The 23,922-nt window shown below is 48.3% G+C and carries 20 protein-coding genes and 3 pseudogenes; 12 read left to right on the top strand and 11 right to left on the bottom strand.

All coding sequences use genetic code 11. The features are described from left to right. The first annotated feature begins 49 nt into the window (after nucleotides 1-49). The gene (locus IG609_RS15890; protein WP_193400160.1) at nucleotides 50-1,516 is read left to right on the top strand and encodes a mannitol dehydrogenase family protein; all 1,467 of its coding nucleotides are present in this window, start codon (nucleotides 50-52) and stop codon (nucleotides 1,514-1,516) included. A gap of 195 nt (nucleotides 1,517-1,711) precedes the next feature. After that, nucleotides 1,712-2,398: a GntR family transcriptional regulator gene (locus IG609_RS15885; protein WP_014914316.1), complete on the top strand. Its 687-nt coding sequence runs from the start codon at nucleotides 1,712-1,714 to the stop codon at nucleotides 2,396-2,398. 66 nt (nucleotides 2,399-2,464) lie between these two features. Here IG609_RS15885 and IG609_RS15880 read toward each other — a convergent pair whose 3' ends face one another. Next, on the bottom strand, nucleotides 2,465-3,826 hold the full coding sequence (locus IG609_RS15880; RefSeq protein ID WP_193400157.1) for an esterase-like activity of phytase family protein: 1,362 nt from the start codon (nucleotides 3,824-3,826) through the stop codon (nucleotides 2,465-2,467). A gap of 141 nt (nucleotides 3,827-3,967) precedes the next feature. Continuing rightward, nucleotides 3,968-5,161 (bottom strand): multidrug efflux MFS transporter, encoded by a 1,194-nt coding sequence (locus IG609_RS15875; RefSeq protein WP_193398402.1) that lies wholly within the window; start codon nucleotides 5,159-5,161, stop codon nucleotides 3,968-3,970. Between the two features lie 420 nt (nucleotides 5,162-5,581). On the opposite strand from IG609_RS15875, the gene azuC reads away from it, so the two are divergent. Continuing rightward, nucleotides 5,582-5,638, top strand: coding sequence for a stress response protein AzuC (gene azuC, locus IG609_RS20655; RefSeq protein ID WP_125176151.1), 57 nt, complete (start codon nucleotides 5,582-5,584; stop codon nucleotides 5,636-5,638). A gap of 121 nt (nucleotides 5,639-5,759) precedes the next feature. Here azuC and IG609_RS15870 read toward each other — a convergent pair whose 3' ends face one another. The 4 genes from IG609_RS15870 to IG609_RS15855 all read right to left on the bottom strand — a co-directional run bounded on the left by IG609_RS15870 (nucleotide 5,760) and on the right by IG609_RS15855 (nucleotide 10,272). Then, on the bottom strand, nucleotides 5,760-7,625 hold the full coding sequence (locus IG609_RS15870; RefSeq protein WP_193398403.1) for an Svx/AvrXca family virulence/avirulence protein: 1,866 nt from the start codon (nucleotides 7,623-7,625) through the stop codon (nucleotides 5,760-5,762). A 183-nt stretch (nucleotides 7,626-7,808) separates the two neighbouring features. Continuing rightward, a complete protein-coding gene (locus tag IG609_RS15865; protein ID WP_193398404.1) occupies nucleotides 7,809-9,125 on the bottom strand; it encodes a purine-cytosine permease family protein in 1,317 nt (438 codons plus the stop codon). Nucleotides 9,126-9,139: 14 nt separating this feature from the next. Continuing rightward, on the bottom strand, nucleotides 9,140-9,829 hold the full coding sequence (locus tag IG609_RS15860) for a helix-turn-helix transcriptional regulator (RefSeq protein WP_193398405.1): 690 nt from the start codon (nucleotides 9,827-9,829) through the stop codon (nucleotides 9,140-9,142). A 29-nt stretch (nucleotides 9,830-9,858) separates the two neighbouring features. Beyond that, complete coding sequence (locus IG609_RS15855) at nucleotides 9,859-10,272, bottom strand: GNAT family N-acetyltransferase (RefSeq protein ID WP_193398406.1); 414 nt, start codon at nucleotides 10,270-10,272, stop codon at nucleotides 9,859-9,861. A 541-nt stretch (nucleotides 10,273-10,813) separates the two neighbouring features. On the opposite strand from IG609_RS15855, the gene IG609_RS15850 reads away from it, so the two are divergent. From IG609_RS15850 to IG609_RS15840, 3 genes are all read left to right on the top strand, one after another. Then, a complete protein-coding gene (locus IG609_RS15850) occupies nucleotides 10,814-11,707 on the top strand; it encodes a LysR family transcriptional regulator (protein WP_193398407.1) in 894 nt (297 codons plus the stop codon). A 50-nt stretch (nucleotides 11,708-11,757) separates the two neighbouring features. Next, nucleotides 11,758-12,780 carry an AEC family transporter gene (locus IG609_RS15845; protein WP_226374083.1) on the top strand — a complete coding sequence of 341 codons (1,023 nt, stop codon included), beginning with the start codon at nucleotides 11,758-11,760 and terminating at the stop codon, nucleotides 12,778-12,780. A gap of 310 nt (nucleotides 12,781-13,090) precedes the next feature. Next, the gene (locus tag IG609_RS15840) at nucleotides 13,091-14,122 is read left to right on the top strand and encodes a methyltransferase (RefSeq protein WP_193398408.1); all 1,032 of its coding nucleotides are present in this window, start codon (nucleotides 13,091-13,093) and stop codon (nucleotides 14,120-14,122) included. A 905-nt stretch (nucleotides 14,123-15,027) separates the two neighbouring features. Here IG609_RS15840 and IG609_RS15835 read toward each other — a convergent pair. Further along, nucleotides 15,028-16,044 carry a zinc-dependent alcohol dehydrogenase family protein gene (locus IG609_RS15835; protein WP_102118401.1) on the bottom strand — a complete coding sequence of 339 codons (1,017 nt, stop codon included), beginning with the start codon at nucleotides 16,042-16,044 and terminating at the stop codon, nucleotides 15,028-15,030. 85 nt (nucleotides 16,045-16,129) lie between these two features. Here IG609_RS15835 and IG609_RS15830 point away from each other — a divergent pair, with 85 nt between their 5' ends. After that, nucleotides 16,130-17,035 carry a LysR family transcriptional regulator gene (locus IG609_RS15830; protein ID WP_102118400.1) on the top strand — a complete coding sequence of 302 codons (906 nt, stop codon included), beginning with the start codon at nucleotides 16,130-16,132 and terminating at the stop codon, nucleotides 17,033-17,035. Nucleotides 17,036-17,105: 70 nt separating this feature from the next. Here the strand turns inward: IG609_RS15830 and IG609_RS15825 are convergent. After that, nucleotides 17,106-17,210: pseudogene (locus IG609_RS15825) on the bottom strand (helix-turn-helix domain-containing protein); the annotation flags it as partial. An 18-nt stretch (nucleotides 17,211-17,228) separates the two neighbouring features. On the opposite strand from IG609_RS15825, the pseudogene IG609_RS15820 reads away from it, so the two are divergent. Next, a pseudogene (locus IG609_RS15820) lies at nucleotides 17,229-17,360 on the top strand (helix-turn-helix domain-containing protein); the annotation flags it as partial. Nucleotides 17,361-17,438: 78 nt separating this feature from the next. Here IG609_RS15820 and IG609_RS15815 read toward each other — a convergent pair. Beyond that, nucleotides 17,439-17,624: a hypothetical protein gene (locus IG609_RS15815; protein WP_193400196.1), complete on the bottom strand. Its 186-nt coding sequence runs from the start codon at nucleotides 17,622-17,624 to the stop codon at nucleotides 17,439-17,441. 177 nt (nucleotides 17,625-17,801) lie between these two features. Here IG609_RS15815 and IG609_RS15810 point away from each other — a divergent pair, with 177 nt between their 5' ends. Continuing rightward, nucleotides 17,802-18,944: a Fic family protein gene (locus tag IG609_RS15810; RefSeq protein ID WP_250127223.1), complete on the top strand. Its 1,143-nt coding sequence runs from the start codon at nucleotides 17,802-17,804 to the stop codon at nucleotides 18,942-18,944. A 222-nt stretch (nucleotides 18,945-19,166) separates the two neighbouring features. Here the strand turns inward: IG609_RS15810 and IG609_RS15805 are convergent, their stop codons facing one another. Then, nucleotides 19,167-21,179, bottom strand: a complete 2,013-nt coding sequence (locus IG609_RS15805) for a TIR domain-containing protein (protein WP_193401184.1) — start codon at nucleotides 21,177-21,179, stop codon at nucleotides 19,167-19,169. Between the two features lie 12 nt (nucleotides 21,180-21,191). Next, nucleotides 21,192-21,791, bottom strand: coding sequence for a TIR domain-containing protein (locus IG609_RS15800; RefSeq protein ID WP_193400061.1), 600 nt, complete (start codon nucleotides 21,789-21,791; stop codon nucleotides 21,192-21,194). Nucleotides 21,792-22,251: 460 nt separating this feature from the next. On the opposite strand from IG609_RS15800, the pseudogene IG609_RS20650 reads away from it, so the two are divergent. The 3 genes and pseudogenes from IG609_RS20650 to IG609_RS15790 all read left to right on the top strand — a co-directional run. Beyond that, nucleotides 22,252-22,359 (top strand): annotated as a pseudogene (locus IG609_RS20650) (Rha family phage regulatory protein); the annotation flags it as partial. Between the two features lie 30 nt (nucleotides 22,360-22,389). Beyond that, nucleotides 22,390-22,851, top strand: a complete 462-nt coding sequence (locus tag IG609_RS15795; RefSeq protein ID WP_250127222.1) for a hypothetical protein — start codon at nucleotides 22,390-22,392, stop codon at nucleotides 22,849-22,851. After that, nucleotides 22,848-23,069, top strand: coding sequence for a helix-turn-helix domain-containing protein (locus IG609_RS15790; protein WP_012822470.1), 222 nt, complete (start codon nucleotides 22,848-22,850; stop codon nucleotides 23,067-23,069). Before IG609_RS15795 ends, IG609_RS15790 begins: the two co-directional genes overlap by 4 nt. Nucleotides 23,070-23,922: the final 853 nt, after the last annotated feature.

Below are 23,922 nucleotides of genomic sequence, written 5' to 3'. Positions count from 1 at the left end.
AGGTTTCCAGCAGTTGACGTATTTTTTGAATCACCTATCAGGGATAACGATGAGTATCAGTGAATTTTCTACGCTTAAACCGCAGGTTGTGGTGCCGTGTTACGACCGACGCCTGCTAAAAACACGTATTGCGCATATTGGCTTTGGCGCATTCCACCGTGCGCATCAGGCTGTCTGTGCCGATAAGCTGGCGGCGGAGCACGGTGGCGATTGGGGCTATTGCGAAATTAACCTGATTGGCGGCGAGCAGCAGATTGAAGCCATTCGCCAGCAGGATTTGCTGTGGTCGGTGTCCGAAATGGCGGACAGCGGCTGGAATAGCCGGGTCATCGGCGTGGCAACCCGCGCGCTGCACGCGGAAGTCGAAGGCATCGAGGCAGTGCTGGAAGCGCTGAGCGCGCCGGATATCGCCATTGTGTCGATTACGGTCACGGAGAAAGGCTATTGCCACCATCCGGCGACGGGGCAGTTAAATAGTGAACATCCGCTGATTTGCCACGATCTGGGGTTACCCGCAGAACCACGCTCCCTGCCCGGTGTGATTCTGGCTGCCATCAAACGCAGACGGGAACGCCAGCTACCGGCATTCAGCGTGATGTCCTGCGACAATATGCCGGAAAACGGGCACGTCACGCGTAACGTGATCGTGCAACTGGCTGAGTTGCAGGATATCGAACTGGCGCGCTGGATTGAACAGCACGTCACCTTTCCCTCCACGATGGTGGACAGAATTGTTCCGGCTATCACCGAAGAAACGCTGGAGACGATTCAGGGACAGCTGGGCGTAGTCGATCCCGCGGGCATTGCCTGTGAACCGTTCTTCCAGTGGGTGGTTGAAGATAACTTCGTCAACGGTCGTCCTGCGTGGGAAAAAGCCGGTGCGGAGCTGGTACAGGATGTGCTGCCGTTTGAGGAAATGAAGCTGCGTATGCTGAACGGCAGCCACTCGTTTCTGGCATATCTGGGCTACCTTGCTGGCTATCAACATATCAGCGAGTGCATGCAGGACAGTGACTTGGTCGTGGCGGCGCATCATCTGATGCTGCGTGAACAGGCTCCGACGCTGCGTACACAGGGTGTCGATCTCGCCGCCTATGCGGATGCGCTGTTGGATCGCTATCGCAACCGTGCGTTAAAACACCGCACCTGGCAAATTGCGATGGACGGTTCGCAAAAACTGCCACAGCGGATGCTGGACTCGATCCGCTGGCATCTGGCACGCGGCAGCCGTTTTGATGCGCTGGCGCTCGGTGTGGCGGGATGGATGCGCTATGTGGGCGGCGTGGATGAGCAAGGAAAACCGATTGAAATTAGCGATCCACTGAAAGATTTGATCGCTGAAACGGTGCAACGCAGCCCGGAAGGCGAAAGCCGAGTTTCGGCGCTGCTGACGCTGACGGCGATTTTTGGTGAGGACTTGCCGAAGAACCCTGTCTTTGTTGATGCGGTGACGCAGCACTACCTGTCGCTATTAGCGAAGGGCGTGAAGGGAACATTGCAGGATACCAACTGGTAGGATGAAAGCGCGGCGGCGGCCGTCGCGTAACTGAATGAGATAGCCGTAAATCATAAAACAACACAGGGCAAGGCCAATGCCGACGATGCCTTGCCCTGTGCCTCCCGATCTCACCACGACAGGCGTTGTAACACTGACACTCGCTGCGCTAAGCGTGTATCATAAGCGGTAAATTTCTCGGGCAAGCATAGCGGCATGGATACCTCTTTTCAGATCAACAACAACGAACCAGTCAACCAGCAAATTTATCGCGTACTGCGCAAAGACATTGTGGAATGCAATATTCCGCCGGGTAAGCTGCTGTCTGAAAAAGAAATTTCTGTGCGTTTTGACGTTTCCCGCCAGCCGGTCAGAGAGGCTTTTATCAAGCTGGCAGAGGCCGGACTGGTGCAAATTATGCCGCAGCGCGGCACGTTTGTGATGAAGATCTCGGAGCAGCGCGTGGCGGATGCCCGCTTTATCCGTCAGGCGCTGGAGTGTGCGATTGCGCGCCGGGCGGCAGAAATGGTGACGGAAGAACAGCTGCTGACGCTGGAGCACAACTTACGCCGTCAGGAACTGGCCGCGCAGAATGATCAGGTGCGCGAGTTTCTCAGCCTTGACGACAGCTTCCACCAGCTTCTGACGCAGATTGCCAACTGTCCGCTGGCGTGGGAAACCATCGAATCGATTAAAGCGACGATGGACCGCGTGCGTTTTCTCAGCCTGAGCCAGGTTTCACCACCGCCCAGCCTGATCCAACAGCACTACCTGATTTTTAGCGCCCTGAAAGCGCGCGATCCTGATGCTGCCGAAAAAGCGATTCGTGAACATTTGCAGGAAATGATCTATTCGATCACGCCGATTGCGCAACAGAATAGCGACTGGTTCGAGCACGCCTGAACGCGTTGACCTGAGTGTGTTGACTAGTGGCTTCCCCGTCTCCGGTGGAAGCCATTTCACAGAAGACTACTTGAGCGGCTGTGGCAGAGTAATCACCCACAGTTCGTTATCGGCTTCTGGCTTCTCCAGCGGTTTGATGGCTAACGTAGTCTCGACTGCCTTGCCGTCCCGCGTCAGTTTGCCATCGGCAGTAACCTGATAGTCGTCCGCCTTATCTTTCGCTTTCACCGGGGATTGCAGCACGGATTGCAGGCCAAAATCGTTGTCGTTAATGACAGCCAGCGTTTGCTTATCGACAAGTGCCAGACCTTCCACTTTCTCCTGCTGCCAGCCGAGCTTACGCAGATCCACCAGCTCCTGCTTGCTCGCCAGCGTAATGCCACGTTTTTCCAACTGGGCGAGATCGTCAAACTCCGGTGATTTACCGTCAGCATCGAACGGTGTCAGGTCACTCGCCTTGCTGAGATCGACCAGATAGATGCGGTTCTGCATTTGCTTGTCTTTATCCGCACCTTGCTCGACCAGCAGAATACGCTGATTATCCAGCGCGACGATATCGCCGATCTTGGCATCCTTCGCTTTCTTGTAGCTGTCGATGTTGATGGGGTAGCCCACCATACGGCTGGTTTTGGTTTCCGGGTTAAACATCACCAGACGCGTAAACTGCGCTTTGTTTTTGCTTTTGCCGTCGATATCCAGCGTGCTTTGCACGGCCATGACGATCGTACCGTCCGGCAGGCGCGTCAGCCCTTCAAAACCTCGATTCGGCTGACGCCACTTGATGATATTCGGTAAGCCGCTGGCAACCGAGTGTTCGCTGCCCGCAGGCGTCGGCCCGAATTTTTGCAGGATCTTCCCGCTGGCATCAACGTGAATCAGGAACGGACCGTATTCGTTACACAGCCAGAAGCCGCCGTTGCCATCCGGCGTAATTCCTTCGGTGTCCAGCCCGCGCTGGCTGGTGCTGAGCGGTTGCAGTGCGTCATTCAGCGCCACTTCGTTGGTGGTACCGATAACGTCCGCGGGCAGCGGCAGGCCAGTGATATTGCCCTCGGCATCGTGCAGCGGACGGGCGTTGATCGCCTCGGCGGCTTTCGCGCTGACCCGAATATTCATCATCAGCGGCGCATAGTCAGGGCTGGCGAAGATCTTGGCTTCTTTCTCACCGACCAGCGGTGCATCGGCATTCGGGCCGCGATCGGTGACGGTGGTGAACATCAGATCGTCGCCCTGTTTGCCGGTGAAATAGAGGCCGGAGCCAATGCCGACAGGCAGGCCGTTGGGGAAGTTCTGGGCGAATTTGCCCTGATACGCAACATGATCGCTGGCTGGGAAGGTAACGACGTAGCGCGTCACTTTCTCACCTTCGGCCTGAACGCTGAACGGCAAAAATCCGGCAACCAGCAGTGCTAACAACGTGTGTTTCATGGGATTAGCTCTTTGATGTGGGGCGATTTGACAGAAGTATCGTCGGAGCATAGATAATCATCATGTCAGTTTTGTGACCGCACACTTGATTTTGCCATGAAGCATGCGGTTTTCATTGAATATCAATTGCTGACTGGGGCGTTATCCTTTTCCGCGCGGTTTCCTGAAGGCGAAAAAGAGTTGGATTGTGTTGCACAGCACCAGAAAGGCGGTGATGACGAAAACCCAGCGGAATCCCATCAGGGCGGACACGCCGGAACCCACCAGCGGCCCCAGTACGTTGCCCAGATACATGAATGACTGGTTATAGCCGAAGATGCGACCCGTCACCTGTTGACTGCTGTATTTGACCAGCAGTGCCTGCACGGTTGGCATCAGTGCGCCGTCGGCAAAACCCAGTAGAAAGCGCAGGATGCCGAGCTGTGTAGGGTTTTGTACCATCGCCATGACCAGAAACAGCAGTACGCTGATCGCCAATGCGGCGATCAGGACGCGATGTGCGCCGATCCGGTCGCCTAACCGGCCAAGTCGCGGGGCGGATAGCAGGGCGGATACGCCGGGAATCGCGGCAATCACGCCGCTGATAAAGGCAATATTGTCGGTGCCGGGGGCCAGATCTCGGATGAATAGGGTCAGGATGGGGCTGATGGAGCCGTTCGCCATCTGGATCATCATTGTCGTAATGAACAGGCAGATGATGAGCGCCGGATACGGCAGCGACGCGAAGACGGCTTTTCCGCTGAGCCGATTCTCTTTGGTAACTTTAACCACGCTCTCTTTAATCGCGAAAAGCGTAATCAGGAAGCTGGTAAACAGCATGCCACCGGTGATGAAAAAGACGATGCGTAGCCCGATGTAGTCGGCCATAAAGCCGCCAAATAAGGGGCCGAGAATGACACCGGCGATCTGCCCAGTCGATAGCATTCCCAGCGCCCAGCCGCTTTTTTCACGTGGAACCTGTGAGGCGATCAGCGCCATCGCATTGGGAATGTACCCGGAGGTCAGCCCCATGAGCGTGCGCAGGATAAACAGATGCCACACGTTGGTTGCCAGCCCTTGCAACGACATCACGATCGCCATGCCCAGCGCGGCGCGCAGCAGCATAAGTTTGCGACCTTTACGGTCGGCGAGACTTCCCCATAGTGGCGCAACGGCGGCGGAGACGAGAAAGGACGAACTGAAGATCAAGCCGGACCACAGGCTCAGTGATTCGTGCGAGTGAACGCCGAGCTGCTCAATGTACAGCGGCAAGAAGGGTAATATCTGGCTCATGGCCAGCCCGGTGAAAAAGCATCCCAGCCAGGCAGAGAAGAGGTTAAGTTTCCAGGTTTCCATGGGGGTAGGAATGGGCCTTCGTCAGCGAATAACCAATGGCGAAACCGTGGTGACTGCGCGTGAAAAGTGTGCTAACCGACAGTGAATGGCGCTCAGTTAATAACGGACAGTGACTAAAATTTCGTCTTTCATCATGAGCATAGCATAGCTAGCGGCATATTGGTCACTGAGGATAATGATTCGCAACAAAAGAAAATCAGCGTGGGTATAAGCTGGATTGGGGGGAGGGCCAGTGAATTTTATTGTGTGACTTGCATCACAAAAAATGTGCTTTTGCTCAACAAGCGTGTACAATTCCCCCCGCATCAAGCGGGGCGCTGCCATTAAGACAAGTCATCGCTAAACAGTCATTCCATCGCTTAGTTAAACAATAAGTTAAGTAAAACCAAGGTGAAAAAAGTGCGTAACTTCTTTAAAAAAATGCTGGCGGCTTACCTGAATACCTATAAAGACGTGCCGCCCGGCGCACTGTTCTAAGAGTCTGTGCTATGCATCGTATGAAACAGGCCGCCTTATTGGCGGCCTGTTTTTTATGGGGCCGACTTATTTTGAGAGCCACGTAACGTGGTTCTGAGTCGGTTCCCTTTTTGTGGTGATATTACTTCGTGCTGTAGACCGGAACGGCCGTTACTTCTGGAACGGCTTCGGTCAGGTAAGCACCGGCTTCGCTGCTTCTGACTTCATTTTCATCAATAAAGCCATAGAACACGCCCTGCGACGCGGAAGCGCCGCGAATTTCCGCATCGCCACGCATCTGCGCATTGCCTGACAGCACAATGCCGCGCTCAAACGCACCCGGCCCCATGAAGACGGTATGCAGACGCGCGTTATCGCGCACGATGGTATTACCCTGCATCACCGTCAGGCCGCTGACAACGGCGCGTCCTTCCACTGTCCCGCTCAGAATCGTTGCACGATCTTCAATTCTGGCGTTATCTCTCACCGTCCCGCCGATGACGCGCGCGTAAGGCCCGACGTAGGCGGTAGGGGCAACATTGGCTGAGTTGGACACCCAGCCGCCGCCGTTGGCGTGACGAGAACCGTTAGCGGTTGGATTCGGTGCACCAGGCTGGCTGCCTTCCGGCCAGACGCCGGTGAAATCAGCCATCCACGGGTAGCGGTAAAGGGAATAGTAAGCCTGATCCCACTTGATCTTCTGCATTTGCGACGGTGTGCCCATGACCACCATGTAAATGCCGCGATCGTCCTGACGAATCGTGAAATTTTTCACCGTGGCAGACGCGCCGCGCTGCAATTCACTGTAGCGAGAAACGCCGTCCGAACCGATAGCGACAATCCCCCAACGCCAGTCGGAATTCGGCTGCGGCATGGTGGCCGGATCGTTTTTCAGCCCAGGGAAACGGGTAATGGCCGATTTACTCTGCACCATGCCACGGAATTTGACGGTAATTTGTGTCGCGCCACTTTCCGGGATCAGCCGGACGATATTGTAGCCCAGTTGCTGCGGCGCTTGATCGAACGGTACGGAGAAGCGACGGAGGCTAGCGCTGGCACCAACAACCGGCTCAAGCGTCGTGGTTCTCAGCAAACGGTCGGCGTTATTCTGGTTGGGTTGTACCGCACCATAGCCTCCGTAGGTTGAGCGATAGAAACGACCACGATCGAAGCCGTCTGGATCGATGTAATCCCAGTTGACGTTGTGCATTGCCCAGTCGCCGAAGACGTCGTTGAATTCAGACTGGCTCCAGCCCATGTTGGTACGCAGAACGGACAATGGATCGGCAGTCGACTGACCGCTTTCGCCCCATTTCGGCGCTTTTGCCCACATATCGTTGATCGCGCCATAGCCAAAGCGGTTCTTCAGGTGTTCCATAAACTGCCAGTTGCAGTAACGGTTACGCGTTGAACCCAGATAAATATGCGAATAGTTGACCTGCATTTCCGAACAGTGTGCCGACGTTCCGCGGAATTCATCCAACTGGTGCGTCATCCAGTTTGCGTGGGATTCCCAAATCCAGCCAACGTAGTTATCGCCTGAACTCTGGAAGCCGCCGGTTTGCCCTTGCAGCGCATGGGTAAATTCGTGCGCCAGCCCCCAGTTATCCTTGAGTGACGCAGGGCCAATCCACATCCCCATGCTGCCACCACCCGCAACTCCCCCGCTGAGCCCAAAGGTCGGGTCGATGTGAATATTGGCTTTATATTTCACGGTCTGTTTGCAATAAGGCTCGGGGAACTCAATTTGTTTAATAAACTTATCCCAAATTTGTTCCAATTTCTGGCCTGCGGCGACCGCATCATTGCGGTTAACGTCGTTATTATTCCAGCGGAAGGCAAAGTGCTCAGTCTGGTATTTCACGGAAGGCATATCAGTGATGGAATTATCCACCTGCCAGTTACCTGCGACACAGGTTTCAGCAGCGTTTGCCGTATTGACCAGTAGTGCGCCACTTAAAACGAGTAGACAGTTTAGCGGCGTGAGACATGTTTTTATTTTTGGCATAAATCCTTTTCCTAGCATGACTATTGCTAATCAGCCTTATTATTTCCTGAGAGTGTATTTCTCGTTGATAGATAAGGCCCATCCCAAGGCCATCATGGCCTATTTTTTCTTAAGTAAAAAACTATCGGCCTCTGTAAGAAGAGGCCGATAGGATTATAGATTAATTTTATCTTGTTACCTATTTCATTTTAAATTTTGGTTATGCTTTAGTTTCCTAAAATAAACATTGTTATTGATGTGATGCTGTATTACCCAATAAAGCAGACTAGCGGCCAGTAACGAATTAAATGCGGGTACGCCCCACTCAAAGGCTAATCCGACGATGGCTCCGGCAGTGCTGGCAATAATAGCCGGCCAGCCAATCAGCGGCGTTTGTGCGCTGTCGGGTAATTGGCCTTCGGCACGGCTGGTTTCGAGCAATGTCTTGTGGGTGCGCAAAATATAATAATCAACCAGCATCACCCCGATAATCGGTGGGAACAGCACGCCTAATAGCGTCAGGAAATCGATAAAGCGATCCAGAATACCGGCAACTGAAAGCAGTGTGCCGATGAGCCCAATCACTAGCGTGATTGAGACATAGCGTAATTTCTTCCCCGTGACGCCCTCTATGGCATTGGCGATTCCCAAAGAGGAGGAATAAAGATTGATATCATTTACTCTCAGTGTCGAAAATATCACGGCAATCAGCCCGATGCCGCCAGCCGCCTGAGACATGATCGTCACAACGTCTGCGGTATTGAGCGCACGGGCAATAATGATGGCGAGGCCATTCACCACAAATTCCCCGACGATAATTGATAGCATCGTCATCCAGAAAACGTGTTTTCCTTTTTGGGAATAGCGCGTCATATCGGGAGTAATTAAACTCGCGACGATACAGCCGCCTACAACCATCGTCGCGCCAGCGCTAATGGAAATGGCTTCACCGTTAGGTGCGGAGGCGAGCAGTTCAGCAATATTGTGGCCGGAGAGCGTCATGATCGAAATATAGCCGACGACGATAACAAACATGGGCACGGCGATTTTGGCCGTGAAGCGTAACGCCCTGAAACCAAAGGCAACCAGCAGCGTCAACGCAATGCCGGACAAGGTGGCAGACCAGCCAAAACCGAGCTTATCCGCCATCGCAAAGTTAAGCGCCTTGGCGAATACGGCATTCTGGACGCCGAACCAACCGATGAGGCTAACGGCGATCACCAGCCCAATCAGGACGGAACCAATACGGCCAAAGCCGCACCAGCGTGCGAGCAGGCTGCCCGACATGCCTTCTTTCATTCCCGCATAGCCCAGCCCTACGGTCACCACGCCAAAAATGGTGCTGCCAATAAAGATGGCGATGAATGCCTGACTTAGCGTCATGGAATGGCCGAGTACCGCGCCTAACATAAACTGGTCTAGCGCGGTTAACATGCCGATGTGCACTAATGCCACATTTAAAAAAGGCAGCCGGACACTAAGCGGAACGCGACTGACTGGGTAGTCATCTATTTTTTCCATGTAGATAGGTTCTCTTATATAAATTGAATGCCTTTCTCGATGAGAGAGTTAGGAATATAACCATCGATCCCAAGATGGCGACAAAATTCCTCAAACTGAGGTAATGAATGCGCCTCTGCCTTTTGATACATATTATATATTCTGTTCTCTATTGTTTTTGGTGATACGTTCATTTTTCTTGCTATTTCTTTATTTGATAAGCGCTGTAGTATCAAGAAGATAATATCCAGTTCTGATTGAGTGAAAATACTGGTTGTTAATTCGGTTTGTAACGTGGTCGGCTTCTTTTGGTCTATATAGATGAGCGGAGACCGCGTATCCAGAGGCCTGGCATTCCACATCGTACCAATGCAAAGCTTATTTTCATCAAAGATGGGGATCTTTTCACTGACGAAGGGCGTCAGTGTTTTCTTTCCATACCAATAGTGTGTTTCGATAACCGTGACTCTCTGTTCACTATTTTCTGTTAGTCTATCGTGTTCTTTTAAATCGTCAGAAAGCTCCGCCCAACTGGCAGGAAATTCATCATCTAGTCGTCCTTCAATATCAAAACGCATTGGCGTATTGGTATAAAGGTAAGCGGCTTTATTCATGTAAACATGGCGTGATGATAAATCTTTAATACCCCATGGTTCATTTAAACATTCCATCATAATAATCAAATTACGAATATAATCAGTCATGTTTGCTTGTGATGATGGCATCCTGCCCTCCTTAATAGGCCGGAATTAATTCAGCGGATCAATTTAGCTAAATAATGTCGAGTATGCTTGTGCGCATATCCTGGTAGGTTCCCATATTCTTTGTAGCCCAACTTTTCGTAAAATCCCTTAGCCTGAAATCCGAATGTATCCACATAAGCCAGATGGCAACCACGCTTTAATGCTTCTTTTTCAGCAGTCTGCATGAGTTGACGGCCAAGCCCACTTTTACGATGTTTCTCACTAACCCAAAGATATTGAACTTCTAATGCACCCCACCAGGTTCTGGAGATTAACCCTGCGATAATATTATTTTCATCGTCTTTGAAATTTAAGAATAGAGGGGAGATATCAACCGTGTCGTACTGTTCATTGTGTTTCCAAAGGCTTGCTATTACAAATTCTTCTTCATCTGAATCTGGTGTGTTAGTAATATGTAGATTCATTACAATAAAACCTCATTATTAGCACGCTAAATTATACTTTCAATATGAATCTTTCTTTATCATATAAAACATATTTAGGCAAGAGTGGATTTCACTCGTTCTTAGGTTGCTATAGTGTTCTATGATAAGAAACATAATCTGATAGACATTGATTGTGTTGTGATGAAAATCAGAAAATAAGCACGTATTTGCCTCACCAGGGAAAATACCAGATTTTTTATAATAAAAGTGTATATTTTTTCGAAAGATATTTTTTATGAATAGGTTACTCCTCTATTTTTGTCCTTAACTAACTTATCACTCAGCTCGGTTTATGCCAGCGAAATGCATTATCGCTTCACTGGCCTCCTTCTCCCGTTCATCCCCTTCGCCTGCGTATGTTGCAACCTATGCAAAAAGGCGACATTGTGACTGCCTATCATGGCATGGTAACGGTTTCTCATGACGTTGTTCTGACGGACAGCTCAATAGCGCGCCATTTTGCCATTCACGTTTTTTCTATTCATGTTTTTTCACGTACATAGGCTGGAGAGTGGGTTGCATGTCGTTAAAAGCCTTACGCACATTGGTTGCGATTGCTCAGTATGGATCGTTTGCCCGCGCGGCTGAAGCCGTATGCCTGACGCAATCGGCCGTCAGTCTGCATGTCCGCAGCCTGGAAGAAGACTTCAAGGTGTCGCTTTTCGATCGCTCACGTCGCATCCCAGTACTCACTGAAGCCGGACATCGTGCGGTGGAGCAGGCGCGGGATATCCTTGCGCAGTATGACGGCATTGCCGCCGAGTTAGGCGAGAGTGGGGAACTGGCCGGACGCCTGCGAATTGGTGCGATCCAGACTGCGCTGGCTGGTGTTTTGCCCGCCGCGCTGGCTGCATTGCGTCACGCTCATCCACGCTTGCGTGTTCTGGTGAATTCGGGGATGTCAGCAGAGCTGGCAATTCGTATTGATGCTGGCGAACTGGACGCTGCCGTGACCACTGAGCCGGTAAAACCTTACCCAACTGGTCTGGTGAGTACGCCGCTGTATCAGGAGGGATTCTGGATCGTTGCCCCACCAGCGCTGGCGTCTCTGGATGCCAGACAGCTCCTGCAAGATCGTCCTTTCATTCGTTTCGATCGTCGTGCCTGGGCTGGGCGAACTATCGATCGCGAGCTGCGCCGCCAGCGGCTGCGGGTACAAACTGATATGGAGCTGGACAGTCAGGACGCGATTATTCAGATGGTCGCCAGTGGGCTTGGCGTAGCGGTGATTCCACTGTCCGAACGGGAGAAGAACCGTTTGGATAATCTGGTCTGTATCCCCTTCGGTGAGCCTCAACAGCAGCGGCGCGTTGTGCTGCTGGAGCGTGAAGATCGTCCGGCAGCGCGCCTCGCTGCGGCGCTGGCGGAAGCGATCCGAAAACAGTCTGGTGACGATGCCATTCATGAGAAATAATTGAGCTAATGTCGAGTTAATCTCGTTTTTTTCTCATCAGAAGTCCCGCTATGGTAGTGCCTGTTTCTTCAATTCAGGTATTGAGTCATGGTGTCCAACCCGCAATCCTTCCCGCTTTCACCTTCTGTGCCGTGGCGTGTCAGCTTATGATCGTCTCGCTCCTGCTGGCGCTGTTGCCTATCGCGCTACTGATCGTGCTGGGATCGTGGTTACGCCAGCGATCTTTTTTGGCTGCGACATTTTGGTCACAGGCTGAAAGGCTGGGTTATTACATTCTACTTCCCGCACTATTTCTGCATGGGCTGGCGACGGCACGTCTGGATGGCGTGCCGGTAACAGCGATGATCCTGACGCTGGTATGCTCAACGTTGGCCGTTGCTGTCGGGTTGGTCGCGGTGCGTCGCTTTTTTCTCGTTGATGATGCGGCGTTTACCTCGGTATTTCAGGGCGGCGTCCGTTTTAATAACTACGTAGGTGTGTCTGCCGCCGCTGGGCTGTTTGGCGCACATGGCGTGGCGCTTGCAGCCGTCGCGAACGCGGCGATTGTGCCGACGGTCAATATTCTCTGTGTCTTGGTCTTTGCCCGCTACGGCAATGCCGGGACGCCGTCATTCAAGAATATCGTGCGGCTGCTGGCGCTGAACCCGCTAGTGGTGGCCTGTGCGATTGGCATTACTTTGCAGATTACCGGATTAGGTTTGCCACCGGGGATTGAGCCAGTAATGAAATCATTGGGACAGGCGTCGCTGCCGCTGGGGCTGCTGTGCGTGGGCGCAGCGCTGGATTTCTCTGCCGCGCGTAGCTGGCTGCGGCCTGTTGTGATGGCATCATGCGCGAAATTTGTTGCGATGCCGCTGGTGACGATTGCTGCCTGCTACCTCGTTGGTCTGTCTGGCTCGGCCGCGATTGCCGCACTGCTGTTTCAGGCGCTGCCGACGGCATCGTCGTCTTACATTATGGCTCGTCAGTTAGGTGGTGATGCACCGTTGATGGCGGGTATCATTGCGGTTCAGACACTGGTAGCGGGCGTCGCGCTGCCGCTGGCAGTCCTTGGGCTGAGTGGCCTACTGTAAATTCCTCGGATGTTATTTTTGTAACAATGATTTGTTAACGACATGGTGATCGGTTCTTTTCTATCTGATTATATTCTAAATGAATTAATCCTTGCGTTGAAATAACAATAATAATTCGTATGGTTATCATTAAATCATGACGTTTTAATTCCTTATTACTTCTGGCTGGATGGTAGATGGCTGATTACCGTTCGGTCAAACGGATGATATGTTTTTAGCCTGATTTCAGCATACTTTGCGTATCGGCATAAATGACGATCTAGCTCGTAAACGCATCCTCACTATGAAATCAGAGAATAAAGGGAAATATATGAATTCCGCTGAGCATATTAGAAGTATTTCAGAAATCATGATGATGCCTTTGGCCGCAAAAGCATTATGCGTTGCAGCGGAAATAGGGATAGCAGATAAAATAGGGGAGCAGGGGACAACCATCGCTGAATTGTCAAAGGACTGTCAGGCGAGTGAAAAGAACATTTTTGATATTATCAAGGTGCTTGAGGTCTTTGGCTTTTTTGAAGTGAAAAATGGAAGTATTATTAAAAATAATGCACGTTCTGCGCTGCTGATGTCGGATAACATCAGCTCAATGAAGCATTTCTGTATGCTGTTCGGTAATGAATACTATCAGGGGTTTGATGGACTATTGCATACGAGTCGTACAGGGGAGTCGGGGTTTAAGCAGGTCTTTGGGCTGACATTATATGATCATCTGGCGCACTCCGCATCACGAGCAGACATTTACGATCTTGCCATGCGGGATTTATCTCGCCCGGTGGGATATGTGCTGGCGAAAGAATATGCGTCTCTTTTTAAAACGGCTGGCAGCGTTGTTGATATTGGCGGTGGTAGCGGTGTTATTCTGACTGAGCTGATAAAGCAGTATCATCATTTAACGGGTTGTCTTTTCGACATGACCGGTGTCTGTACCAGAAGTGAAAAGCGTGTCGCACAGCACTATCCTGAATTGAAAGAAAGAATAGTTTTCATTCCCGGCAGTTTCTTTGAGGCGATTCCTTCTGGTTATAATATCTATCTGCTTAAAAACATATTGCATAACTGGAACGACGAATTCTGCCTGAAAATATTAAAAGCCATCGCGCAATCAATTGGGCATTCGACGCTATTAATCATCGAACCTTTGCTGGATCATGAAGAATCCTCACCAAGGTTATTGATGAATGCGCTTTTTCAATCCGTTATCTGCCAGGATGGCACGCGATACAGAACGTTGAAAGATATGGAAAATATTCTGAAGTTAAGTGGATTAATCATCGTTGGTACAAAGAAAATAACCACTGGCCATACGGTCGTTGAGATTAAATTAAACGCAGCGGCGTAGGGTTGAATACCGTGGGTGCTCTTTTTTTCTACTTTTTCCTCGTGCTGAACTAATGAACACTGTTATTAAAGCCATGTTATTAAAAACAGTATTGACACCGTTTTTAAAATGCGTAGATTGGAATTACAGCAGTAAAGTTTCAGCTTGCTGTAATGTTAAAGACATCGAATATGTTCTTTAATAAATATTTTGCGATACAGGTCACGAAATATTTTTGTATGGGGAGTCGATGTTGAGAAGAATTCATACTCTCACTCGATGATGCTTTAAGGCCACGTAGTCAGTATCGACAATCGCAAAAATGGGGTGAAAGCGCGATGATGTAAGGCCATGATTTTGTTATTTTTGGTTGCGATTACGTGTTGGTTTAGTGATGTGAAAAATATCGCAACGGGAGTAAGGCCACGCATCAAAGAGTCTATATCGCGCAGGGGGATGTACTTGTTGATCTGCCATATCTTTGAATGGTGATAAGGTTGGCAGAGTGTTTAAATCAGTAAATATAGGGAGGTTTAGTTAATTTTAGTGCCCAATATTATCTGTTATAAACGTGTACATTTGAAGCTGTACCGATAGTAGTAAGTGTTATTAAGTCAATGAATGTTAAATCTTAAATATGCAGTACCCTAAAAGCCCTGGCTAATATAGTCAGGGCTTTTATCATTTGGCGTGTTGCGATATCAAGCCGTTATTTCAGGTGTTTCTGCAACTCGAGGATTCTCGAATCATCGGGTCGATCTGGCGATGCGAACGGAGCAAACAGGATGGTAAGTGACAGATGCCACACCTACTCTCAGGTGTGGCATAGCGTGTTATTGTGCGCGAACTCGCACGCCCGCAAAAACAATCACCATTGCTGATACCAGCAATAATTCGCCGTCCGGTTTCATTATGGTGATTCACTGTCAGTTATTGACCACTATTTTTCCAAAAACGTTGCGTGTCATCAGCCGCTCGAACGCGAGTTTTGCATCGTCGAATGCGAAACGGCTGTCGATGATGGGGTGGATATTATGTTCGGTAATGAATCGCACCAGATCTTCGAGGTCTTGGCGGCTGCCTAGCGCGATGCACTGGTAGTGAGCGTGGCTCCTGAACATAGACATGAATTCGATCGTTCCTTGCAAGCCAGCCACTACACCCACTATTGATACCTGTCCTCCCACTGCGATGGCCTTGATCGACTGTTCAAATGTGCCTGGGCCGCCGACTTCCACGATGCGGTTCACTCCGTACCCATCAGTCAACTCTCGAACCTGCTGAGACCATTCTGGATGCTCTTTATAATTGATCGCTTCGTCTGCGCCCAAGGCTTTGAGTTGCTCGGCTTTTGTGTCGCTGGACGTGGTGGCAATGACTCTGGCCCCCATCGCTTTCGCCAGTTGGACGGCAAACAGCGACACACCACCAGTTCCCAGAGTAAGTACTGTGTCGCCCGCTTTCACACCTTTAATGGCAGACCATGCTGTGACGCCTGCACAAGGCAGCGTAGCGGCGGCGTCGAAATCCAGGCTGTCTGGAATCGAGATCAATGAATCAGCTGCCACCGTACGATAGTCCGCAAGCCAACCGTCTACATCTCCAGAGTATTGTGAGTACTTTCCAGTAAAGGGGCCATCGATCCACTCTGGGAAGAATGAGTTGGTAACCCGGTCACCTATTTTGAATCGGGTGACACCCTGCCCGACGGCTACAACCTCGCCAGCACCATCTGAAAGCGGAATGCGGCCTGCTGGGATGGAGATATTGTAATTGCCCTCCAGAATGATCAGGTCCCGGTAGTTCAATGAAGACGCCCGCACGTGCACAAGAACTTCGCCGGGCGCTGGCGTGGGAATAGGCGCTGGACGAACGGATAGGCCAGAAATGCCGATGGTTTCATTGATGCTAAAAGCGCGAGATTGTTTAGTTTTTTTCGTCATGAAAATATCCTCGATAGTTGAGGTCTCTATTGTTCATCAGCAAACAGATCTTGAGAATCCACCTCCAACTGCTCATACTGTGTAGATGAACTACACAATTGGTCGAAATGATCTGGATGGCGTGGTGGTGTTTCTGGCAGTTGCTGAGGAGCGCGGCTTTCGCGCGGCTGCCAGACGTCTGGGGATTACCCCATCCGCCGTTAGTCAGGCAATCCGCGCTTTTGAAGGTCGTATCGGAGTGACTTTGCTGGCACGTACGACGCGGAGCGTCGGACTGACTGAAGCTGGGGAAAGGTTGCTACTGCAAGTTCGGCCAGCAGCACAGCAGTTGCTCAACGGAATAGAGTCCGCTCGCAGTCTGGGGCACTCAGTTACTGGACTATTGCGCATCAGCGTTCCCAGAGCGAGTGTCCAGCTACTAACCGAGCGTTTTGTTGCGGGATTCCTTGTTGAGCATCCCCAACTGCAACTGGAGTTCGTCGGAGACGATCGCTTGGTAGATATTGTGGCTGAGGGGTGTGATGCTGGGGTACGGCCTCGGTCATTTGTGCATGCGGACATGGTAGCTGTGCCGCTCACTCGTGAAGAGCCGCAAGTGGTGGTTGGTTCACCTGCATTTCTGGCGCGCTACGGGCGTCCAGCAAGACCGGAAGACATCCAAAACGTTCCCTGTATCACGTTCCGACAGGCAGGAATCTTGCTCGACGAATGGGTATTCAATGTTGATGGAGAGCGACGTAGCATCCACGTCAGCGGAGCATTAATTCTTGACGACGTTGCCGCTAGTGTCCACGCTGCAGAGCAAGGGGTAGGGTTGTTCAGGCTCCCACGCTCTATCGTCGCACGCAACATCCATGCAGGAACGCTTGAAGTTATTCTCAGCAATTTCTCGCAGAAGTTTCCTGGATTAGCACTCTACTACCCCAGCCGGAGTACTGTTCTTCCAAAACTGCGCGCTTTTGTGGATTACGTATTAGCTCATAAGATCTGATAAGGCTCCACTTTACTACGAGCCAGAAAGAATCAGTTTCCCGCACCATCTTGCTTATATCTGGTTACCCATCCAGCGTGAGCGCCAGATTTCCCAGCGTGACCCCTTTGGCAATGCGTGCTTCACGTAATGCCTTGATAACGGTTTGATATTCTTCAGAGTAAACAGAATCCATCGATTTAACCCCATAGATAATTTCTTAACAATACATTGGCCCAAAGGCGAGAGGTTAATTGCTTGCGCATTGGGAAAGCGGCCTGAGGAGATCTGGCCGTCACGCTATCAGAGTATGAGACCGAATCATGGGGAAGGGGAGGCGGGATAACGCGCTTGTAGAGAATCGAACGGTATTCGATGAAGAGTCCACACGCCAGAAACGAAAAACCCCCGCCAAAGGCGAGGGTTAAGAAGAAGTGATGCCGGACTCGGAATCGTATACACGATTAACATGCTGTTTATAATTGGTTTTATTGTAAACAGCGCCCCCACGAAAGCCCCCATAAAAAATCGCTTTGTTTTTGTGATGGTTGTCACGATGAATCGGTGTTTTAACAGTTAACGGCGCTAAAAACGTGGTTTCATCTCCCATGCTGGCAATGGCCTGTTCCTCTCTGCATTGAACATCTTTCAAACGTAGACTTGATATGTCGGATTCGTGATTTTTGAGATAATAATAAAAAGTCTTATTTATAATTTATGGATTATATTAGTATTTTTGCTATTATTTTGAGATATCGTCATGCTCTATTTGAGATAACTACGTATCATGGCTCAATTTAATCACTTTGAACTCTCGCTCCTGAACCCCAGCTTTGACTCCCCTTTGGTCGATGCGCTGACGGAACTGGAGATCCTTCGGCATCTGAGGTTGGAAACGGATGTTCACCCTATTCTGTTTGCGCAGTTGAAAGCCGTTTTCCACATGCTGGAGAGTTTGGGCTCTGCGAGGATTGAGGGAAACCACACCACGCTTGCCGACTATGTGGAAAGCAAAGTTGAAGGAACACAGGGTTCGACGGATCAGCTCAAAGAAATCAACAATATTGAAGCCGCGATGGAATTCATCGACGAGCATCTAAATAATGGTGATGAGATAACGGAATATTTTATCCGCGAGCTACATAGTCTGGCGGTTGTCGGATTGCAACAGGAAGGTGATAAAACTCCCGGTGCCTATCGGCAGCATAACGTCAGCATCGCTCAGTCTGACCATTTACCACCGGATCATATCCATGTTCCTGACTATATGTCAGAACTGACCGCCTTTATTAACCGTGCTGATAAACCAAAATATGATCTGATGAAAATTGCGCTGGTGCATCACCGCTTCGGCTGGATACACCCCTTTGGCAACGGTAATGGCAGAACGGTCAGATTGCTGACCTATGCGTTATTGATCAAGTATGGTTTTAATGTGCAGGCAGGTGGCCGGGTTCTTAATCCGACAGCGGTATTCTGTAATGATCGTGAGCGTTATTACGCCATGCTTTCGTTAGCGGATAAGGGAACAGAGCGGGGCTTAGAAGAATGGTGTTTATATGTACTTTCGGGAATTTCATCTGAGTTGAAGAAAGTCGATCAACTGACAAACCATGCTTTTTTGAGTACAAAAATACTGTATCCGGCGATCGACTTTTCATCTGAAAGAGGGCTAATAAACCCGTTGGAATCTAAAGTTCTTAAACGCGCTGTCGAGCTAGGGACGATAAAAGCGGGTGATCTCCGTACCGCTTTACCTGACATGAAACCAGCGCAGGTGACTTATCAGCTCGGTAAATTGATTGACCGGGGACTGCTCCAACCAGTGGAAGAAGGTGCTCGTTCCTATACGGCGAAGTTTTCTAACTCATATCTGATTCGTGGGGTGATTAAGGTACTGCGTGAAGAAGGGTTTATTCCTGATTTGTGATATTTAGAATTCGTGTAAACCAGATGATATTTGAAAAATATCTTATTTAAACAAATTATATTTCTAGATATAAATTCATCTTGTGTGGTCAGCTTATCGGTCAATGTTATAAACTGAGTGATGTGTCTTTTATCATTGGATTCGGTGATCATTTGAATGATCACCTTTAATATGATCTTGGTCTCACTGGCTTTTTTATCAAATCTGTTTGATTAAACACACTTAATATAAATCATCCAATCCTTTTAATATCAAATAAATTGCTTCATCCATGTATTCAGTGTTAAATAACTTATCGTTTTCCTCTTCTGATAATCCATTGTTAAGGTTTTTATAATTTAGTATTTCATTTAAATTAGTGTAATTAGGTGAATATTTATTGTCAATTTTGGTTATGTAATCGAGTAGTGTTTTATATCCACCATTTCTGTAAATTTGCCAGTCTCTAGTTAACTCTTCTGGTATATTACCTGTTTTGATACAATTACATATGTAACTTGTAATACCCCCGAAACCACCTAAGAGGAAAAGCGGTTTTTTATTCTCTATCGCATAGAGTACTTCTTCCAGCACTCCAGGCATACAGCCTTTATAGCCCGTTAGTCTTCCTCCAGCACAAATTCTTGCATCGCAATTCTGTATCATTTCATTCCTCATTTGGGAAAGTGACTTAGACCAAAGGTATTTATTTTCTTCAGTATCTGGAGGAATGAAAATATTTTCGTCTACAGTCAATTGACTGGTGATTAGCTGTTTGGGTAAATTACATTTCTCAAATTTTGCAACTCTATTATATCTTGCTTGCCAGTTTAATAAATCAATGCTCGCATTTAAATAAATTGGCCAAGAGATGTAATTTTTGATAGATATCTTTCTGGATTTTAGACGGTTTTGAATTGCTTCTGCTTCATCTAATAAAAATGATGTAAATCCGTCTGGGCGTAAATCCCCACCATAAATAAGGATTGCCTCTCTGGATAAAATATGCCTAGCTAAATCTTGTGACAACAAGATAAGGTTGTCAGGGCGTTTTCCTATTTTTATTAATTCATGATCTTCAATATCTGAAATAGATATACCGATTTTTTTATCTTTTATTTTATTGAATCGATATGTCAATATGGTTTTTGCATCAATGTTTAATTCCTTTAGTATTTGATGTTCATCTTCATATACCGGAGGGTCTGGGTATATTATTTTTTTATTTTCTACACCTTTTTGTATGATTTTTAATATGTCTAAAAGTTCAGGTGGTCGATATAGTCCTGTGATATCGCTATCTATCCATCCCCTTTGCTTGTATTTTTTGAACTGAACTTTAGAATAAAAAAACCTAATCGTTTCTAATAAAGCAGTAATGATTATTCTATAACAGTCTTTATCTGATATTTTATTTTCCTGAGAGTGTGGGACATGAATAGCTGGGATGTTAGAGAATAATGGAAAACGCCGATCTTCGTACTCTTCAAGACAATCTACTGCAATAATAGGACGATTATGTTTTTTGGCGTATTCTAACTCTTTCTGACACCAGTATCGAGAGGAGTAAGGATCTGAATGAATCGCTATTAAAGATGAGTTTTTAATATGATTTTCTATCTCTGTTGAGAATTCATATCCATGAGCGATATCAGTAGCATCAAAGAAACACGATAATCGACTTTGATCTAAAAATTGCTTCAACTGTTTAGCAATATTTTCTCCTTGTTTACCGTCTTTTGTATGGCTAAGGAAAAATTCAATAGTTGTATCTGTTCCTTTTTTTATTTCTTCGAAGTTCTCATTTAGCGTTATACGGTAAATCTCATGAGCAATAGATATAAATAAATTTTCATTAAAAAAACCAATGGGAAAATCGTATGCTCTTATGAAGTTTACATAGTTTAGATTGTTGGTTATATTATAAGCATGTGGGTTAATCGCGATGGGGATAACGTAATGGTTTTTTTTGCTTTGAAGTTTTGATAGATAACTAACCCAATCATTATTGGTTAATAGATAGTTGCCAATGAAAGCAAATACTAGCGTTTTATCTGCCGTCTCGGGGGTATCTGATGGAGGACTTTCATCCAGAGATGTTCTGAAGAATACAGGTAAGTTAAGTGCTCTGGAAAATGGCCTCTGTATATCTCTCTTCAGTAAATTAAAACTATAATCTATACCATTATCAACATTCTCGTTTCGGTCTTTATTATGATAGATGAAATATATTGCAATACTTTGCTTTGATGACATATATGATATCTCTTAAGAGTTGTTTTTTCTCATTTCTCTGGATAAGTCATAATCATTGTTAATCTTTGATTTGCATGTTTTATCTATTAGCTCTGACAGGAAGTCTGGGTTGGATTCAATGTTGTTCCAATTAGTTACTGATATTTTTACTTGTGATCTTAACATATTGTCTATTATTCTTGCCGGTAAGTAGGGATGGTTTTCTTCGTATTCAGATCGGGAGCTATATGTTGTCCAACTGATTCCAGAGTAACTTTGCTGTTCATCATGCGCGGCGAAGATATTACCTGAAATGGTTGGTAGATTTATCACTAATATGCCTGATTTTTTGTTTATTTTCCCATCATACATACTCGAATACAGTTCCCAATCAATATGTTTTCTTTTTTTTGTTTCTGTACCAACCAGTAATATTGTCACTGTTGAGTCTCTAAGATATTCATCACGAATTTTTTCACGAATAACCTGATCTTCAAGATTTTCAGCAATATCGCCCGTATAAACAGACTTATCAATAAAGATTTGATACTCTTTATTTAGCTTTAAAAGCTCTTCTTTATAGTACTGATCATTATCGTGATGATAGCTAATAAAGACATTATGTTTAGCCATATGTGATCTCCTTTTTAAATAATAAGTTTAAATCTTTCAGAATCGTAGTTGTTATATGTAATAATAAGAATGGATATAACTATGCCAGTCATGGTAAATAACTACTCTTCAAAAAAATCGCTATAATCTTAACAGGATAGCATTGAGCGTTTGAGTCTATAATTGTTGTATGGTGTTTATCTTTCCTGTGCCTAACTGGTTTCATGTCCATTGATGACCACTTTTAGCTATCTGAGCCGCACTAGCATAACATTTGATTTTGCAATTATATATATCGATTATTTATATCAATCTGCGATCTGCATTCTATAAAACATCCTTGCTGTTAACCGCTAATCGCGATATCTTTTATCCGCACCTGCAAAATCAGGTGCCGGGATTGGTCTCCTGAAATACTTCATCGGCGACATAGGACGCGCCAGCGTCTTTTTTTATGTCGTATGCTTAGCTATGCCGAATTATGGTGGGCTGGGCGGGGGCACCGCAAGGTGCGCCGGTGTCCGATGAGGCCGGTAAGACCAACTCCGTTCAGTCCACCACCCGCAAGATTGGTCTCTTCGGTGGTGGTAATATTCCTTACTCATCGGAGGCTGCTACTATGGCTACAACCCTCACCCAGACTCACCCGTTACTTACCATTCCCTTTAGCACCGCTACAGATTTCACCGTACTGGCCGAACATTGTGAAAAGTGCGCAGATACTCAGGCGGAAAGCTACGATCCTGTACTGACGATGGCTCTCTGTGGTCGGCTTGCCGCCGGTCTTGCGCTGCTGAAACCGGGCCTAAGCGATCCCATTCCGCCTCACCTGATAGACAGCCTGACCGTAGATACGCTGCCCAAAAACTCTCCTCGTTTTGCCCCCGATGCGGATACGCTTTGCGATTACTGCTTTACCCTGACTCAGCTTCTGCTTTGCCGGATGTTTCCGCCACAAGAGGAAGAACAATTACGCTGGCTCTTGGCGGAACTGGTTGATTATTTCGCCGCTGAATTGAAAGCCCCCCGCTGGATACGTACTGCCGATGGTGTGAAGTGTATTAATGAGGAGGCGGCATGAATCAACAGGACTGGCATCCCGCCGATATTATTGCGGCGCTGAAAAAGCGAGGAACAACACTGGCAGCCGTTTCCCGAGAAGCGGGGTTAGCGTCTTCCACGCTGGCAAACGCGTTAACAAAACACTGGCCGAAAGGGGAAAAGCTGATTGCGGAAGCGCTGGGGGTTTCACCTGCGGAAATCTGGCCTTCCCGTTACCGCAAATCAGAAGATCGTTAAAGTAAAACAGGATCTCCCTAACCGTTATCGACCTAGGTTGGTAACGGTTCGGGAGAAGGCAAGCGAAGCGCGACAGTTTACTTTTGTTGTTCGCCCCATGCTCTCACCCCGTGACTTCGCCCCATGGTATGGGGCAAGTATATGCGGCGAGCGCATGAGGCGAATGCGGTGGCAGCAATGCAGCCCTGTGCCGGAAAATACATTTCCCGGCACAAAACGGCGTGCGCCAGTTCATGCGGGCTGGACGCCCTTATTGCCTGTCGCATGGGGGTAATGTCGCGGCTGGACGCCACGCCAAAACCCCCAAGGTCAACAGTGGCACACCGTCGCACGCTACGCGCGACCAACCCCTTTAAGACGCGCGTTTTAGCCTGTTATTTCTCTTTCTCGCAAGCTCGGTGCGAAATAACGGGAAACGCTGCTTTAAATGGGTTGGTCGCGCCTCGCTACCGGCTTTTGGCCGGAGACTTAGCGGCGACGGTGTGCGGGGCAAGCCCCCCAAATAAACCGACGCGTGGGCGCGTCTTTTTGCTCGCTGGGGCGGCAAAATTTATTCGGCTCCCCCCGGCCTGCTCGGTTTCCCTAGGGGAAACGCTCGCGGGTGGGTTCGGGCGACGCAAATTAGCCATTTCTGCGAAATGGAATTTACTCGCCTCACGCCACTTTTTAATTTCTGCTGTTCGCATCCATTAAAAAGCCATACAAGGGCGGCCTGTCATATCGTTTGTCCCTGTAAACACGAGTAATTGCGATGGTGAAAAATCCGCTGTTTTATCAGGGATGTTCTGTGCTCGCTCTGCCGCGCTCCGCCTCAGCCCTGATACAACAGCGGCGTAGAGAAACAAGATAAGCC

The organism is Pectobacterium quasiaquaticum (assembly GCF_014946775.2).
In the GTDB taxonomy this organism is placed as follows: Bacteria; Pseudomonadota; Gammaproteobacteria; order Enterobacterales; family Enterobacteriaceae; genus Pectobacterium; species Pectobacterium aquaticum.
Note: the sequence above shows the minus strand (reverse complement) of the source record. Positions and strands in the feature narration are given on the sequence as shown.